Annotated in this window: 17 protein-coding genes; 4 read left to right on the top strand and 13 right to left on the bottom strand. The window is 69.2% G+C overall.

From position 1 onward, the window contains the following. Window positions 1-3: 3 nt before the first annotated feature. The 3 genes from AB0N61_RS08885 to AB0N61_RS08875 form a co-directional block, all read right to left on the bottom strand. On the bottom strand, window positions 4-348 hold the full coding sequence (locus AB0N61_RS08885) for a LysR family transcriptional regulator (protein WP_363363277.1): 345 nt from the start codon (window positions 346-348) through the stop codon (window positions 4-6). 131 nt (window positions 349-479) lie between these two features. Then, window positions 480-779, bottom strand: a complete 300-nt coding sequence (locus AB0N61_RS08880) for a Fe-S cluster assembly protein HesB (protein WP_363363276.1) — start codon at window positions 777-779, stop codon at window positions 480-482. Window positions 780-883: 104 nt separating this feature from the next. Continuing rightward, window positions 884-1,393 carry a GNAT family N-acetyltransferase gene (locus AB0N61_RS08875; protein ID WP_363363275.1) on the bottom strand — a complete coding sequence of 170 codons (510 nt, stop codon included), beginning with the start codon at window positions 1,391-1,393 and terminating at the stop codon, window positions 884-886. Between the two features lie 97 nt (window positions 1,394-1,490). Here AB0N61_RS08875 and AB0N61_RS08870 point away from each other — a divergent pair, with 97 nt between their 5' ends. Then, complete coding sequence (locus tag AB0N61_RS08870; protein ID WP_363363273.1) at window positions 1,491-2,045, top strand: DNA starvation/stationary phase protection protein; 555 nt, start codon at window positions 1,491-1,493, stop codon at window positions 2,043-2,045. Between the two features lie 9 nt (window positions 2,046-2,054). On the opposite strand, the gene AB0N61_RS08865 is transcribed toward AB0N61_RS08870, so the two are convergent. Beyond that, window positions 2,055-2,588, bottom strand: coding sequence for a DUF6328 family protein (locus AB0N61_RS08865; protein ID WP_167946545.1), 534 nt, complete (start codon window positions 2,586-2,588; stop codon window positions 2,055-2,057). 69 nt (window positions 2,589-2,657) lie between these two features. On the opposite strand from AB0N61_RS08865, the gene AB0N61_RS08860 reads away from it, so the two are divergent. Then, window positions 2,658-2,879 (top strand): hypothetical protein, encoded by a 222-nt coding sequence (locus AB0N61_RS08860; protein ID WP_363363271.1) that lies wholly within the window; start codon window positions 2,658-2,660, stop codon window positions 2,877-2,879. 10 nt (window positions 2,880-2,889) lie between these two features. Here AB0N61_RS08860 and AB0N61_RS08855 read toward each other — a convergent pair whose 3' ends face one another. Next, window positions 2,890-3,471: a 1-acyl-sn-glycerol-3-phosphate acyltransferase gene (locus AB0N61_RS08855; RefSeq protein WP_363363269.1), complete on the bottom strand. Its 582-nt coding sequence runs from the start codon at window positions 3,469-3,471 to the stop codon at window positions 2,890-2,892. Window positions 3,472-3,565: 94 nt separating this feature from the next. Here AB0N61_RS08855 and AB0N61_RS08850 point away from each other — a divergent pair, with 94 nt between their 5' ends. Continuing rightward, complete coding sequence (locus AB0N61_RS08850; RefSeq protein WP_363363268.1) at window positions 3,566-3,709, top strand: hypothetical protein; 144 nt, start codon at window positions 3,566-3,568, stop codon at window positions 3,707-3,709. 28 nt (window positions 3,710-3,737) lie between these two features. Here AB0N61_RS08850 and AB0N61_RS08845 read toward each other — a convergent pair whose 3' ends face one another. Then, window positions 3,738-5,216, bottom strand: a complete 1,479-nt coding sequence (locus tag AB0N61_RS08845; protein ID WP_167946553.1) for a DHA2 family efflux MFS transporter permease subunit — start codon at window positions 5,214-5,216, stop codon at window positions 3,738-3,740. A 172-nt stretch (window positions 5,217-5,388) separates the two neighbouring features. Here AB0N61_RS08845 and AB0N61_RS08840 point away from each other — a divergent pair, with 172 nt between their 5' ends. Further along, window positions 5,389-7,437 carry an ABC transporter ATP-binding protein gene (locus AB0N61_RS08840; protein WP_363363265.1) on the top strand — a complete coding sequence of 683 codons (2,049 nt, stop codon included), beginning with the start codon at window positions 5,389-5,391 and terminating at the stop codon, window positions 7,435-7,437. A 7-nt stretch (window positions 7,438-7,444) separates the two neighbouring features. On the opposite strand, the gene AB0N61_RS08835 is transcribed toward AB0N61_RS08840, so the two are convergent. Genes AB0N61_RS08835 through AB0N61_RS08805 form a run of 7 tightly spaced genes read right to left on the bottom strand, consistent with a single transcriptional unit; the run spans window position 7,445 to window position 14,778 of the window. Beyond that, window positions 7,445-8,218 (bottom strand): SDR family oxidoreductase, encoded by a 774-nt coding sequence (locus AB0N61_RS08835; protein ID WP_363363264.1) that lies wholly within the window; start codon window positions 8,216-8,218, stop codon window positions 7,445-7,447. Between the two features lie 20 nt (window positions 8,219-8,238). After that, window positions 8,239-9,186, bottom strand: coding sequence for a glycosyltransferase family 2 protein (locus AB0N61_RS08830; RefSeq protein ID WP_363363262.1), 948 nt, complete (start codon window positions 9,184-9,186; stop codon window positions 8,239-8,241). Between the two features lie 37 nt (window positions 9,187-9,223). Beyond that, the gene (locus AB0N61_RS08825; RefSeq protein ID WP_363363260.1) at window positions 9,224-10,363 is read right to left on the bottom strand and encodes a cysteine desulfurase family protein; all 1,140 of its coding nucleotides are present in this window, start codon (window positions 10,361-10,363) and stop codon (window positions 9,224-9,226) included. Window positions 10,364-10,368: 5 nt separating this feature from the next. Beyond that, window positions 10,369-11,220 carry a carboxylating nicotinate-nucleotide diphosphorylase gene (gene nadC / locus AB0N61_RS08820; protein WP_363363258.1) on the bottom strand — a complete coding sequence of 284 codons (852 nt, stop codon included), beginning with the start codon at window positions 11,218-11,220 and terminating at the stop codon, window positions 10,369-10,371. After that, entirely contained in the window at window positions 11,220-12,731 is a 1,512-nt protein-coding gene (gene nadB, locus AB0N61_RS08815) for an L-aspartate oxidase (RefSeq protein WP_363363256.1), read from the bottom strand. The genes nadC and nadB overlap by 1 nt, the downstream gene beginning before the upstream one ends. After that, window positions 12,728-14,065 (bottom strand): quinolinate synthase NadA, encoded by a 1,338-nt coding sequence (gene nadA, locus AB0N61_RS08810; RefSeq protein WP_363363254.1) that lies wholly within the window; start codon window positions 14,063-14,065, stop codon window positions 12,728-12,730. Before nadA ends, nadB begins: the two co-directional genes overlap by 4 nt. After that, a complete protein-coding gene (locus AB0N61_RS08805; protein ID WP_363363252.1) occupies window positions 14,062-14,778 on the bottom strand; it encodes an NUDIX domain-containing protein in 717 nt (238 codons plus the stop codon). Before AB0N61_RS08805 ends, nadA begins: the two co-directional genes overlap by 4 nt. Window positions 14,779-14,993: the final 215 nt, after the last annotated feature.

The following is a 14,993-nucleotide window of genomic DNA, read 5'->3' as shown; positions in this document are numbered from 1 at the left end:
GGTTCAGCGTCCCTGGCGCTTCTTGTAGGGCTTCGGCTGCCCCTTCACGATCGGCGCGCGACCCTTTCCCTTGGATGCCTTGGCTTTGCCGCCCGCCGGGCCGGGCGTCTTCGGCGCGGGCGGGGGAGCTGCCGCCACAGTCGCCTGAGCTTCGGCGAGGAACAGCTGTCCCACGCTCGTCAATCGCGGCGTGCCCTCGCGGTTGATCAGGGTGTGCCCGACCTCCTCCTCGAGCTTGTCGAGAGAGGTGTACAGAGAGGCCAGAGGAATGCCCAGCTGCGCGGCTGCCCGCGGGAAGTGCAGCGTCTCAGCGAGGACGACGTAGCGACGGAGCAATGCCAGCTTCATGCGGGGGAGATCCTTCTGGATCCGCGACGATCACGGATCTCCGTCTAACCTACGCGAGGCGGATGCCCGGCAGCCCTGAGACGCACGGATGCCGCGGCTCGGTGAGCCGCGGCATCCGGTGGTTGTTCTCGTCAGGCGACCTGCGAGAGCACGGCGAAGGACACCGAGCCTTCGTCGTCGACGCCGGCGTCGAGCACCTTGTCGTCGAGCGCAGCTGCAGCGGTCTCGTCGAGGAAGAGTCGGGTTCCGGACACTTCGACGACCTGGTCGTCGGGCTCCGGATCCGGCGTGACGAGGACAGCGAGCCGCGCGCCTCCGTCCGGTCCGGGAGAGGGCGTGGAGTGGATGCGAAGGCCCGCGTCGCTGGCGTCGGTCTGACGGCTGACGAGGGTGTTCACGATCGCGGTGGCGTTATCGGTGAGGGTGAGCACGAGACTCTCCTTCCGGTTGCGGTCACGACGCGGGTGCGGCGTGACGGGCCACGATTCCGCACTCGGCGGGACGATTCAACCCGACGCGCGCGTTCAGAGGGGTCTCACACCTGATGCAGAGGTTTTCTCAGGAACACCTGCGCGGTCCCGTCGCCCTGGGGCACGCGCTCGGCCTCCTCGTATCCGCATGACTCGTACAGCCGGATGTTGGCCTCGCTCAGACTGCCGGTGAAGAGCTCGGCCACGGTCGCGCTCGACGCGCGTTCGGCGGCGTCCAGCAGGGTGCGTCCGATGCCCTCTCCCTGCACGTCGGGCGCGATCGCGATCCTGCCGATCAGCAGCACGCCGTCGTCCTCCACGAATCGGATAACGCCGACGAGCCGCCCGTCCTTCCGCGCCGTGAGTCCGTCACTGGACCGCAACTCGGCCTCCACCTCGGACAGCGTCTGGGTCAGCGGGGGCATGTCGGCGCTGCCGTAGATCTGCGCCTCCGACACGAACGCCGCGCGCTGCAGGGTGAGCACCTCGCCGGCATCCGTATCGGAGATCGGTTCGATCACCACGTCCGATGCGCGGTCGTCGATCTCGGATTCTGCTCTCTCTGATTTCGTCACTGCGCCACGATCTGATGAGACCGGGGGGACTGTCAACCCCCTCGATACGGGCCTCGAGCGGCGCTAACGTCGCAGTTTCCAACCCCAGGAGGACTCCATGGCTGAGAAGAACACGTCCAAGAGCGCGTCCAAGGCGGGCACCGCACCCAAGCGCGGAGCGAAGACGACGAGAAGGCAGAACGCCGAGAAGGGATTCTCGGCGTCGCCCACCCTCGCCGCGAACCTGCAGCTCGTGCTGGTGGACCTGATCGAACTGTCGCTGCAGGGCAAGCAGGCTCATTGGAACGTCGTCGGACGCAACTTCCGGGACACCCACCGTCAGCTCGACGAGATCATCGATGCCGCGCGCACGTTCAGCGACACGGTCGCGGAGCGCATGCGGGCGCTGCATGCAGTGCCGGATGGGCGTACCGACACGATCGCCGAAACGACATCGCTTCCGGCTTTCCCGATGGGCGAAGTCTCGACGACTGACACGATCGACCTCATCACCGCGCGTCTGGAGGCGACGATCGGCACGATCCGCGATGTGCATGATGCGGTCGACGAAGAGGACCCCACGTCGGCCGACATCCTGCACGCCGTGCTCGAGAGCCTCGAGCAGTTCGCGTGGATGGTCAGCGCCGAGAACCGTACCCCCGCGGGCAGCTGACCCGTCGTCTCACTCTCGCTCGTCCTCCCGTGTGCGGCCGGCCTCTCGTCGGACGAGGCGCGGGAGGACGAGCCAGAGGAGGAGGACGCCGACCAGTGAGGAGACGAGCGCGATGAGTCCGGCAGCGCGATCCACCGTGAAGTCGATGATGAGCGTCGTGACGCCGATGGTCAGAGCGGAGATGGCGACGAGGTCGATCTTCACGATCCGCGCTGCCACGCGGACGAGCTCGGGCTTGCGGCGACGACCGAACAGCGCCCGGTGCATGCCGACCGGCGCCAGAGCGAGGATCGTGGCGAGGGCGGCGAGTGCCACCAGCACCACGTACAGATCCCTCTGGAGCTCGTCCATGTCCTCGAAGCGGGGGGTGAATGCGACGGCCAGCAGGAACCCGGTCAGGATCTGCGTTCCGGTCTGCATCACGCGCAGCTCCTGCAGGAGCTCCTCCCAGTTGCGGTCGGCGCGCTCGTTCCTGGTCTCGTCGCGTCCGTCTCGTCGATCGTCCAGCTCGGTAGACGGCGCGCCTCGGTGCTCGGGTTCCATGGAGTCAGTTTCTCGTCAGCCTTCGGAATCTGTCCAGACTCTTGCGCGAACGCACTCGGGGAGCACCGAATGACGCTTCCGCCGCTCCGCGAATGGTGGTCCGAGTTGTCGCTCGAGGCGCGCGTCGAAGTGCTCGGAGACACCGCACCGCACCTCGGCGAGCGGACGCGCGAGGAGATCAGGACGATCACCGGGGCCGTCGTCGGCATGGCGGAGACGCTGTCCGACGACGATCTCGAGTACGCCCGGTCGGAAGCGCGGTCGGAGATCGCGGCGGACGACTCATCCTGAGACGGCGCGGTCAGGCCTGCCCGTCGCTGCTCTCCTCGCGCAGACGCGGAACGGTCCGGCGTTCGGGACGGAGACCCGCCTTGTCAGCGTAGAAATCGCGGATTCTGTCCATGTCAGCGGCGACGTCGCCCGTGAGCTCGATCGTGGGTCCCAGCCCCGTGGTCATCGTGGTGCGGTCGACGAACCCGAGCGTCACCGGCATCCCGGTCTCTCTCGCGATACGATAGAACCCGGACTTCCAGTACGCGTTTCCGCCGCGCGTGCCGTCGGGCGTGATCACGAGGCCGAAGACGCTTCCTGAATGCACCTGCCGCACGACGTCGTTGACGACGCGCGCGGGGTCGGCGCGATCGACGGGGATGCCGCCGAGACGCCGCATGATCGGTCCCCGCCACCCCCGGAACAGGCTGCTCTTGCCCAGCCAGTGCACTTCGATGCCCAGCCTCCAGGCGATCGCCAGCATGAGCACGAAGTCCCAGTTCGACGTGTGCGGTGCACCGATGAGGATGGTGGGTCGCTGAGGTGTCGTCTCGGCGATCAGGGTCCAGCGGCTGACTGCCCAGTACAGGCGGGCGATGAGTCGTTTGAGCACTCGTCAACCGTAGGACAGAACCTCCGGTGATCCCGCGCCCTCGACCGAGTGGCTTTTCCGCGCCATGCCGTCGCCACAGGCGTACGATCGAGGGATGGCCAAGACACAGGACTCCGCACAGCAGGACGCACCGACCGTGCTTCAGCCGCTGACCGGAACTCCGAACCTGCTTGATGACGACGCGGCCGGGTACTGCAGCGGCGGCGTCTGCCACTCCCCCGCGCCGAAGACGCAGTAGCAGTTGGACGCCGCCGCGGGCGCGTCGATCAGTGCCCGCCGTGCGCTCCGCCGGAGACATCGTCTGCGGGCTTGCGTACGAACGGACTCAGGGCCACGGCCGCCAGCGAGATGATCGCGGCGATGAGGAACGCCATGCGCGCACCGGGTGCACCGGCGACCGCGGTGGGCAGTCCCTCGGCCTCGCCGGCGTGCAGGATGGCGGAGTAGGTCACCGTCAGCACCGCCACGCCTGCCGCGCCGCCGACCTGCTGGAGAGTGTTCAGCACTGCGGAGCCGTGCGAGTACAGGGAGCGCTGCAGCGATCCGAGCGAGGCGGAGAACAGCGGCGTGAACGACATCGCGAGTCCGACCGACATCGCCGCCTGCACGATGATGAGGACCCACCACACCGTGTGCTCGCCGACGGTCGAGTAGTAGAACAGCGCCGCCGACACGAGAATCGTGCCCGGGATCAGCAGCGGGCGGGTGCCGCGTGCGTCGTACACGCGACCCATGACAGGGCCGAGCAGTCCCATCAGCACCGAGCCCGGAAGCAGGATGAGACCCGACTCGAGCGCGTTGAGGCCTGCGACGTTCTGCAGGTACTGCGGCAGCAGGGTCAGCGTGCCGAACATCGACAGCGCGAGGATGGTCATGATGATCACCGAGAAGGTGAAGTTCACCGAGCGGAACACGCGCAGATCGAGCAGTGCGTCGTCGACGCGCTGCAGCACCAGCTGGCGCCAGACGAACAGCGCGAGTGCGACGGCTCCCACGACGAGTGCGATGACACCGGCGGTCTCGCCCGAGCCGCCTTCGCCGCCGAACTGGCTGAGACCGAACACGATGCCGCCGAACCCGAGCGCCGCGAGCGGGATGGACAGCACGTCGAGCGGGACCTTGCGGGTCTCGCCGAGGTTCGTCATCCACTTGACGCCGATGAGCAGCGACACCAGCGCGATGGGGAGGATGATCGCGAACAGCGCGCGCCAGTGGAGCGTCTCGAGGACCGCACCGGCGAGGGTCGGGCCGATGGCGGGTGCCAGCGAGATGACGAGGCCGACGCGCCCCATCATGCGTCCGCGCGACTGAGCGGGGACCACGTTCATGATCGTCGTCATGAGGAGAGGCATCATGATTCCCGTGCCGGCGGCCTGGATGACGCGGCCGGTGAGGAGGACCCCGAAGCCCGGTGCCACGAGGGCGACCAGGGTTCCGAGCGAGAAGGAGATCATGGCGGCGATGAAGACCTGGCGGGTCGTGAACCGCTGCAGGATGAACCCCGTGGTCGGGATGACGACCGCCATCGTCAGCATGAACGCGCTCGTCAGCCACTGACCCAGCTCGGGCGGGATGCCCAGGTCGGCGTTCAGATGCGGGATCGCGATGCCCATGGTCGTCTCGTTGAGGATCGCGACGAACGCGGCGACGAGCAGGAGCCAGATCACGCGCATGTCGCTGCGGGCGATCTCGCCGCTGGGCGCGGTAGGGGGCGTGGTTATCGACCCGGTGTCGACGGCAGACATACGGCCTCCTAGGCACTGAAGAAACGGGGGAGATCGCGCAAGTGCGCGGCGACCATTCAGCGTAACCACAGGTTCGGACATTTCATTCCGCATCCGTCCGAATCCGCTCTCAGCGGATGCGTCCGGACGCGCAGCGCGTCCGGGCGTCCTGAGCGCTGACTACGCTGGCGACATGAGCATGGGTGGCGGAGGACGCGGCGGATTCCGCGGCATGGACGAGAGCGCACAGCGTCGGCTCAATGCCGAGGCGCCGCGCATCAGCGGGCTCGGATCCCGTGTCATCGCGCTGTTCCGTCCCTATCGCTGGCGCATCTTCTGGACCGGCGTTCTGGTCGTGATCGGCGCAGCGATCGCGGTGGTCCCGCCGTTGATCGTGCAGCGCATCTTCGACGATGCGCTGTTCCCGGTCGACGGTGGCGGGCCCCAGCTGCAGCTCCTGATCTGGCTGGTCTCGGCGATGGTCGGGCTCTTCCTCCTGTCCGCCGTCCTCGGCGTGGCTCAGACCTGGCTCACCTCGACCGTCGGCAACAGCGTCACGGGGGATCTGCGGGTGCGTCTCTTCGAGCATCTGCAGGCCATGGAGCTCGGATTCTTCACTCGGACGAAGACCGGCGTGATCCAATCGCGACTGCAGAACGACGTCGGCGGCGTCTCGGGCGTCCTGACCAACACCGTCACCAGCATCCTCGGCAATGTCGTGACGGTCATCGCCTCTCTCGTCGCGATGATCCTCATCGATTGGCGGCTGACGCTCATCGCGGTCGTGCTCATGCCGTTCCTCGTCATCGTGCAGCGTCGCGTCGGGCAGGTGCGGGCCCGCATCGCCGGCGAGACCCAGGAGTCGCTGTCGGAGCTCACCTCGATCACGCAGGAGACTCTGAGCGTCTCGGGCATGCTCCTGTCGAAGGCGTTCAACCGGCAGCGCACCGAGTCCCAGCGGTACCAGGCCGAGAACCGTAATCAGGTGCGGCTGCAGGTGCGCCGGGCGATGAGCGGGCAGGGGTTCTTCGCCGTCGTCCAGGTGCTGATGGCGAGCGTGCCGGCGGTCATCTACCTCGTGTCGGGATACCTGATCGCCGGCGGCACCGGTGCGATCACCGCCGGAACCGTCGTCGCTTTCACCACCGTTCAGGCGCGTCTGCTGCAGCCGCTCATGGGCCTCATGCGGGTGTCGCTCGACCTGCAGACGTCGTCGGCGCTGTTCGCGCGCATCTTTGAATACCTCGATCTGGTGCCCGAGATCCAGGACGCGCCGAACGCGATCAGGGTCGATGACGCGCCGGGGCCGCGAGGCCGGATCGAGTTCGCCGATGTCGTCTTCCGCTACCCGGATGCTGCGCCCGACGCTCGTCCCACCCTCCAGGGCGTCTCGTTCGTGGCTGAGCCCGGTCAGCACGTGGCATTCGTCGGTCCGTCGGGTGCGGGCAAGACGACGGTGCTGTATCTGGCGCCGCGACTGTATGAGGCGCACGGTGGCGCCGTGCTGTTCGCGGGAGCGGACGTGAAGACCCTCACGCAGGAGTCGATCATCGACCAGGTCGGCATCGTGTCGCAGGAGACGTACCTGTTCCACGCCACGATCCGCGAGAACCTGCTGTACGCCCGACCCGACGCGACCGAAGACGAGATGGTGGCGGCCTGCACCGCGGCGAACATCCATCACATCATCAGCGGCTTCGAAGACGGCTATGACACCGTGGTCGGGGAGCGGGGATACCGGCTCTCGGGCGGCGAGAAGCAGCGCATCGCGATCGCGCGGGTGCTGCTGAAGGACCCGCCGGTGCTGCTGCTCGACGAGGCGACCTCCGCTCTCGACACGGTGTCGGAACGTGTCGTGCAGGAGGCGCTGGACGAAGCGGCGAAGGGACGCACGACGCTGACGATCGCCCACCGACTCTCGACGATCATGGGGGCCGACGTCATCCACGTCGTCGAAGCCGGTCTGATCGTGGAGTCCGGCACCCACGCTGAGCTCCTCGCGCGGGGCGGTCTGTATGCCGAGCTCGCCGCGCAGCAGGTGGCGGCATCTCGTGTGCTCGACACGGAGAGGGCGGTCGAGACGGCTGTCTCGGGCGGCGTGCGCGCCGCTCTCGCCGACCGTCGGGCGGACAGAGCGCCGGAGGATTCCGCCGGCGCGGATGCGGTCGACGCGCTCACCGCTCCGGTTCCGCTGCTCGACGTGTCCCGCGCCGATCAGAGGGTCTACCCGGCCGAGGGCTGAGGCGTGCTCAGTGCACCGAGAGGCCGCCGTCGATGAACAGCGACTGCCCGGTGACATAGCTCGAGCCGGCACCGGCGAGGAACACGGCTGCCGCTGCGAAATCCGACGGCAGCCCGTTGCGTCCGATCATGGTCCGTGCGGCGAGCGCGGCGATCTGGTCGGGGTCCTCCTGCAGCCGAGCGTTCAGCGGGGTGAGCACGAACCCGGGAACGAGGGTGTTGCTCGTGACTCCCGTGCCTCCCCATGCTTCGGCCTCCGAGCGCATCAGCGACTCCACCGCCCCCTTCGAGGCGCCGTAGACGCCGCTGCCGACGAAGGCGCGATGCGCCTGCTGGGAGCTGATGTGGATCAGGCGCCCGTAGCCCCGTTCGGCCATGCCGCTGGCGTAGCGCTGCCCGAGCAGGAACGGGGCGAGCGCATTGACGGTCATGGTCGCGTCCCAGTCCTCCTCGGTGATCTGGGCGAACGGCGGGCGGATGTTGATCCCCGCGGAGTTGACCAGGATGTCCGGCTCGCCGAACGGCTCGACGGCCGCTTCGGCGACGGCTCGGATCCCTTCCCGCGTGCCGAGGTCTCCCACGACCCCGGCCGCCCGGCATCCGGTGCGGGTGAGTTCTGCCACGGTCTCGGCGATTCGTGCCTCGCCGCGCGCCACGATCACGGTCGAGGCGCCCGCGTTCGCGAGTGCGGTCGCAATGCCGCGTCCGATGCCCGAACTGCCTCCGGTGACGATCGCTGTGCGCCCCTCGAGCGAGAAGAGGTCGGCGAGATACTGGTTCATCGGTCTCCAGGGTGCGAGGGTCACCACGCCAGCGCGGCGGTGAGTGCGGGATCGGGGCGCGCGGCGGAGTACTCCGGGAGTGCTTCGATCTCGGCGAGGAACGCGTCGACCTCGGCCGAGTACTCGGGGTCCGAGTGCGTGCGCGCGATCTCGATCAGCGGGGGCAGATCCATGGCCAGGATCAGCTCGAGCCGGGCAGTGACGGCGGCGCGTGCTCCGGCCTCGTGCAGCACGCGGATTCCTCCGCGCAGCGCCGAGAGATAGTCGCGAAGCACGGGGAGCCTCGCGCGCCCCTGCGTGATCGAGGTGCCGTCCGCCCGCAGACGCCAGCGCACCACGGTGTCGGGGATGACGTCGAAACTGCGCGCCCGGGTGTACATCAGCTGCGCCACCACCTGATCCTCGTAGGCGACGCCCTCGGGGAACCTCAGGTCGGTCCAGAACTCGGTGCGGCTGACCTTGGACCACGCCACGATGTTCCCACTCGCGCGAGGGTGGTCCATGATCGTCGTGCGGAGCCGCACAGGCGACGTCGCTGCCGACACCCAGGGCTGCACGCGGCCCGCGACGTAGCGTTCGCCGTCGAAACGCGACCGCACGTAGGCGCCGGCGACGAAGTCGCTGCCGGTCTCGGTGAGCGTTCCGATGAGTCGTTCGAGAGCCGAGGGGGTGAGTTCGTCGTCGCCGTCGAGGAAGCCGATCAGGGGAGTGTCGACGAGGTCGATGCCGACGTTCCGCGCGGCGCCCAGGCCACGGGACGCCTCGTGCCGCACCGCCCGGAACCGCGGATCCCCCGCGGCGGCAGCGGCGAAGATCTCCGCCGTGTCGTCTTGAGAGCCGTCGTCGATGAGGATCGCGTTCCATCGCGTCTCGGTCTGCGAGCGCAGGGACTCGATTGCGGCCGGCGCGAGCGCGCCGATGTCGCGGCCGGGGACGATCAGGGTCACGATCGGGGCGGAGGCGGTCACGAGCCGAGTCTATGGCCGGTCTGGTCGCGCTCGCCCCTCAGGAGCGGGCGACCGCGCGCACCGATTCGGCGACCAGCTCGGCGAGACGTTCAGGCAGATCGTGCGGGAGCGGCTCGCGCCCGAAGGTGAAGCGCACCGAGGTCTGCGCGACCGACGGCGACACGCCGCACGCGAGAAGCACGTGCGAGGGCTCGTCGCTGCCGGCGGCGCAGGCCGAACCGCTCGACGACACGACCCCCCGCCGCTCGAGCTCGAGCAGAACCGCCTCGCCGCTGACACCGGCGAAGGTGAAACTGGCCGTGCCGGGCAGCCGCGCCAGGGGGTCGCCGGTGAGCGCCGCCTGCGGCACGAATGCGCGCACCGCGTCGATGAATCGGCCCGTCGCTTCAGCGACCCGGGAGCTCGCCTCCTCGCGATCGGCCTCGGCGAGCTCGAGCGCTGTGGCAAGGGCCACGGCGCCGACGACGTTCTCGGTGCCCGACCGGCGTCCTCGCTCTTGGCCGCCACCGTGCAGAAGCGGCTCGAGCGGGATGCGCCCCCGCACGGCGAGGGCGCCGATCCCCTTCGGGGCCCCGATCTTGTGCCCGGCGATCGCGACCGCATCCGCTCCCAGGCCGTTGAGCGGCAGCCACCCGGCAGACTGCACGGCGTCGACATGCAGCGGAACGCCCGCCTCTCTGGCCGCTGCCGCGAGGCCGGCCACATCCTGCACCGTGCCGATCTCGTTGTTCGCGTGCCCCACAGCGACCAGGGCGGTGTCATCGCGCAGCTCCTGCGTGAGAGCCGAGACGGCGATCCTGCCGAGGCCATCGACAGGGAGCGGTGTCACCTCGACGTCGTGGAAGCGCCGCAGGTGGTCGGCTGACTCGAGGATGGACTCGTGCTCGATCGGGGAGACGAGCAGGTGCCGGCGTCCGCGTGCGAGCGCGGCGAGCACGATGCCCTTGACCGCGAGGTTGTTCGATTCCGTTCCGCCGGACGTGAAGATCACATCGCTCGCACGCATACCGAGCGCGCGGGCGACCCGTGATCGCGCGTCGTCGAGTGCGCTCGCCGCAGCCTCGCCGAACGTGTGGTGGCTCGACGGGTTGCCGAAGACTCCGGTCAGGAACGGGCGCATGGCCTCGACGACCTCCGGGCGCACCGGAGCTGTCGCGGCGTGATCGAGATAGAGCATCCCCGTCAGTCGATCCGCACGTCGAGACCGAGATCGAGGGCTCGTGCAGAGTGCGTCAGCGCGCCGACCGAGATGACATCCACCCCGGTCGCTGCGATCGCCCCGACTGTGTCGAGAGTGACCCCGCCCGACGCCTCGACCTGCGCACGATCGCCGATCAGGGCCACTCCGGCGCGCAGGTCGTCGAGTGAGAAGTTGTCGAGCAGCACCGTGTGCGCCCCGCCGTCGAGAACGGCCGGGATCTGATCGAGCCGGTCGACCTCGACGACCACGTGCGTCGTATGCGGCAGTCGAGCGAGAGCATCGCGCAGGGCCGAGGCGAGATCGAGGCCCGAGCGCTTCAGAACCGCCAGATGGTTGTCCTTCGCCATCACGGCATCGGACAGCGAGAACCGATGGTTGTGCCCGCCGCCCGAGAGCACCGCGTGCCGCTCGACCGCACGCAGGCCGGGGGTCGTCTTCCTCGTGTCGGCGATCCGTGCCGAGGTTCCCTCGATCGCGCGCACATACGCAGCGGTGGCCGTCGCGATACCGCTCATCCGCTGAGTGAAGTTCAGAGCGATGCGCTCGGCGGTGAGGATGCCGCGGGCGGAGCCCGATACCGAGGCGAGCACATCGCCGGCCTCGAAGGCGTCCCCGTCGCCCACGTGCACGTCGACCTCGATCGACGGATCGGTCAGGCGGAAGGCGGCCGTGAACACCTCGCCGCCGCTGAAGGTGCCCGGCTCGCGAGCGACCAGGTCGGCAGTGGCGGTGGCGTCCGCGGGAAGCAGGGTCGCGCTCGTCAGGTCGCCCCAGGGGGCGTCCTCCTCGAGGGTCGCGCTGACGACGCGGGCGATGTGGGCGGCGGTGAGCATCAGACGATCTCCAGGAGTGGTGAGGCGACGGCTTCGCGGAAGTGTGCGCCGACCGAATCGGTGCGGGCGAGCGCGGCAGAGGCCGCCGCGCGGGCGAGCAGCAGGAGGTTCGCGTCTTCGCGCTCGGCGACGGTGGCGGGCTCGGGAGCCACGGCGAGCCAGCGGTCGACCGTGGCTGCGGCGTGCCGCAGGCCCTCATCCGAGCGCAGCAGGCCGACGTGGTCCCACATCAGGCGCTGCAGAGCTGCCCGACTGAAGTCGGCGCCGAGAGCGCCTCCGCCGGCGGCATCCGACTCACCGAGCGGAGGCGCGAGAGGCGCAGGGGCGGGAAGGGTCACCCCGGACTGCGGCCACGGCGAGCCGAGCGCGGCTGCAGCGCGCGCGCCGAAGACCGCCCCTTCGAGCAGTGAATTGGAGGCGAGACGGTTCGCGCCGTGCACACCGGTGCGCGCCACCTCACCGACGGCGAACAGCCCGGGAACCGAGGTGCGCCCGTCGAGGTCGGTGACGATGCCTCCCATCAGATAGTGGGCGGCGGGTGTCACGGGCACCGGTTCCGCTGCCCAGTCGAGCCCGCGTTCCCGCGTCACGCGATCGATCGTCGGGAACCGCTCCGCGAGCCTGCTCTCCCCGATCGCGGTCGCGTCGAGACGCACGGAAGAGCCCTGTCGCGCGGACTGGCGGGCGATCGCCCGGGCGACGACATCGCGGGGGGCGAGCTCGCCGTCCGGATGGCTGTCGAAGACGAATCGTCGGCCGTCGGCGTCGATCAGTGTCGCGCCCTCGCCGCGGACGGCCTCGGAGACGAGGAATGCAGAGCCGTCGGCCAGGACCGTCGGATGGAACTGCACGAACTCGAGGTCGGCGACCGCTGCCCCGATCCGCAGAGCCGCGGCGATGCCGTCGCCGGTCGTGCCCAGCGGGTTGGTCGTGTGCGCATACAGGTGCCCGGCACCGCCCGTGGCGAGCACCACGGCGTCGGCGGACAGTTCCGAGGTCACACCGTCGACGACCACACGGATGCCGCGCACGATGCCGTTCTCGACGATCAGGTCGGCGAGGAAGGCGCGATCAACGACGGTGATGTCGACGTCGCGGACGGCGGCCACCAGAGCGCGGGCGATCGCCGCTCCCGTGGCATCCCCGCCGGCATGGACGATGCGCGCGTGCCGATGTGCGGCCTCTCGTCCGAGCAGCAGCTCCCCGTCGGGGGAGCGGTCGAACGCGACGCCGCGAGAGATCAGCTCGGCGATCCTGGTCGCACCGTCGCGCACGAGAACGTCGACGGCGGCAGCATCCGAGAGGCCCGCTCCCGCATCCATCGTGTCGGCGGCGTGGTGCGCCGCCGAATCTCCGACGCCGTAGATCCCTGCGACACCGCCCTGCGCGTAGCCCGTGCACCCGTCGCCCACGGCGCCCTTCGTCACGATCGTGACCGCGTGGCCGACCTCGTGCGCGTGCAGGGCGGTCGTGAGTCCGGCGATGCCCGAGCCGACGACGACGACGTTCATCGTGCGCTCGCCACCACGGGCGGCTTCGCCGCCAGCATCCGCTCGAGGGCGACGCGAGCGGGGTCGGCCACGTCCGCCGTCACCGTTATCCGATTCGGTGTGTGGCCTGCGACGAGCTCTTCCAGCACCCAGGCCAGGTAGCCGGGGTGGATGCGGTACATCGTCGAACACGGGCACACCACCGGGTCCAGGCAGAAGATCTCATGCTGGGGGAACTGCGCTGCGAGGCGGCGGACGAGGTTGATCTCGGTGCCGATCGCGAAGGTGGTCGGCGCGGTCGCGGCGGCGATCGCTCGACGGATGTAGTCGGTCGAGCCCGCGTCGTCCGCCGCGTCCACGACCGCCATCGGGCACTCCGGGTGCACGATCACCCGGACGCCCGGGTGCTCGGCACGCGCCTGGTCGATCTGATCCACCGTGAACCGGCGGTGCACGGAGCAGAATCCGTGCCAGAGGATCACTCGCGCGTCGACGAGTTCCGCGGCGGAGGAGCCGCCGAGCGCCTGGCGCGGATTCCACATCGGCATCCGGTCGAGAGGCACTCCCATCGCCTTCGCCGTGTTTCGGCCGAGGTGCTGGTCGGGGAAGAAGAGCACTCGCTGACCGCGCGCGAACGCCCACTCGAGCACGGTCTGCGCGTTCGAGGAGGTGCACACGATCCCTCCGTGGCGTCCGACGAAGCCCTTGATCGCGGCGGAGGAGTTCATGTACGTGACGGGAATCACGGGCACGCGTCCGTCCGCGTCCGGCGCGTCGAGATCGCCGAGCACGTCTGCGAGCTGCTCCCAGCAGTCCTCGACCTGATCGATGTCGGCCATGTCGGCCATCGAGCACCCGGCTGCCAGGTTGGGAAGGATCACGGCCTGGTCGGGGCCCGAGAGCAGGTCGGCGGTCTCCGCCATGAAGTGCACGCCGCAGAACACGATGGCCTCGGCATCCGCGCGCTCCTTCGCGGCAGTCGCGAGCTGGAACGAGTCGCCGACGTAGTCGGCGTGCCGCACCACCTCTTCGCGCTGATAGAAGTGTCCGAGCACGACGGCGCGGTCGCCGAGGGTCGCCTTGGCGGCGCGGATGCGCTCGTCGAGATCTGCCTCACTCGCCTCGCGGTATTCGGCGGGCAGCTCGCCCTGCCGCGGGGCGCCGGTGGGGATGACGTCGCCCATGGACGACCCGGGCCCGTAGCCGGGTCTCGCATCGAAGTCCCAGGGGCCGGCGGCGAGGTCGGTCGCGCACGTCGGATCGGTCGATGCGCCGGACACGATCGACTGGATCGCGTGAGCGACCGACGGGTCGATCGGCGGAACGACGGGTGTGGGCACGAAGGTGATGCTCATCGGGTGCTCGTCTCCTCGGGGCCGAGAGGACCGCGATCGGCCAGCTCGACATCGGTGTTGTAGCGGTACAGGCGCGCGGGGCGGTGGTTTCCGGTGCGGAACCGGTCGGTGGGGAGGAGGTTGCCGGCGGATTCGACCTGACGGCGGAAGTTCGCCGGATCGAGGTGCTTCCCGAGGATGGCCTCGTACGCCTCGCGGAGATCGGCCAGGGTGAACTCGGCGGGGAGGAAGCCGTGGGCGACGCGGCTGTAGCCGACCTTGCTGCGCAGACGCCACAGGGCGTACTCGACGATCTTCGTGTGATCGAAGGCCAGTGTCGGCAGGTCGTCGAGGTCGACCCATCGCACGTTCTCGGGAGCCCGACCGGACGCGCGATGGGCGGCGCTCTGCGCGTCGACGTCGTCCTGCCGCAGCAGCGCCCAATAGACGATCGACACGACGCGGGTGGGGGAGCGGTCGACGGCGCCGAAGGCGTAGAGCTGCTCGAGGTAGCTGGGGGTGAGGCCGGTGGTCTCCGCCAGAGTGCGCGCCGCCGCGTCCACCGGGGATTCGGCCGAGGTGAGCCAGCCGCCCGGCAGCGCCCACTGCCCCTCGAACGGCTCGCGCGTGCGCAGCACGAGTGGCAGCGCGAGCACAGCCCGACCTTCCTCTGTGCGGCGCAGAGTGAGGATCACCGTCGACACGGCGACGTCGATGCCACGTGTTTGAGTCATCTGTACCTTAACCTCCGCGATCGATCATAGTGTCCCCGCGACCCTTAGTGCAGCACTATGACGGCCATCCGGCCCTGAGGCCGAAACGTTATATACCAGCGTTCCGGAGTCTTGTCGCCCCGTTGGCTATTTGTTAGGTTACTGTCCTAACAAATCCCTTTCGCGGGGATCTGTCACGAGTCCCGCCCGGGGCTCGGCTCCCACCGGAGATCCCT

The organism is Microbacterium sp. NPDC089320 (genome assembly GCF_040684875.1).
Classification (GTDB): Bacteria; Actinomycetota; Actinomycetes; order Actinomycetales; family Microbacteriaceae; genus Microbacterium.
Note: the sequence above shows the minus strand (reverse complement) of the source record. Positions and strands in the feature narration are given on the sequence as shown.

What these genes read in the sequence shown, in the direction of transcription:
- AB0N61_RS08860 (WP_363363271.1), top strand. Translation starts at nt 2,658, where the DNA reads ATGACGCTTCCGCCGCTCCGCGAATGGTGGTCCGAGTTGTCGCTCGAG.
- AB0N61_RS08850 (WP_363363268.1), top strand. Translation starts at nt 3,566, where the DNA reads ATGGCCAAGACACAGGACTCCGCACAGCAGGACGCACCGACCGTGCTT.
- AB0N61_RS08865 (WP_167946545.1), bottom strand. Translation starts at nt 2,588, where the DNA reads ATGGAACCCGAGCACCGAGGCGCGCCGTCTACCGAGCTGGACGATCGA.
- AB0N61_RS08845 (WP_167946553.1), bottom strand. Translation starts at nt 5,216, where the DNA reads ATGTCTGCCGTCGACACCGGGTCGATAACCACGCCCCCTACCGCGCCC.
- nadB (WP_363363256.1), bottom strand. Translation starts at nt 12,731, where the DNA reads ATGAACGTCGTCGTCGTCGGCTCGGGCATCGCCGGACTCACGACCGCC.
- AB0N61_RS08825 (WP_363363260.1), bottom strand. Translation starts at nt 10,363, where the DNA reads ATGCTCTATCTCGATCACGCCGCGACAGCTCCGGTGCGCCCGGAGGTC.
- AB0N61_RS08870 (WP_363363273.1), top strand. Translation starts at nt 1,491, where the DNA reads ATGGCTGAGAAGAACACGTCCAAGAGCGCGTCCAAGGCGGGCACCGCA.
- nadC (WP_363363258.1), bottom strand. Translation starts at nt 11,220, where the DNA reads ATGCTCACCGCCGCCCACATCGCCCGCGTCGTCAGCGCGACCCTCGAG.
- nadA (WP_363363254.1), bottom strand. Translation starts at nt 14,065, where the DNA reads ATGAGCATCACCTTCGTGCCCACACCCGTCGTTCCGCCGATCGACCCG.
- AB0N61_RS08840 (WP_363363265.1), top strand. Translation starts at nt 5,389, where the DNA reads ATGAGCATGGGTGGCGGAGGACGCGGCGGATTCCGCGGCATGGACGAG.
- AB0N61_RS08805 (WP_363363252.1), bottom strand. Translation starts at nt 14,778, where the DNA reads ATGACTCAAACACGTGGCATCGACGTCGCCGTGTCGACGGTGATCCTC.
- AB0N61_RS08835 (WP_363363264.1), bottom strand. Translation starts at nt 8,218, where the DNA reads ATGAACCAGTATCTCGCCGACCTCTTCTCGCTCGAGGGGCGCACAGCG.
- AB0N61_RS08885 (WP_363363277.1), bottom strand. Translation starts at nt 348, where the DNA reads ATGAAGCTGGCATTGCTCCGTCGCTACGTCGTCCTCGCTGAGACGCTG.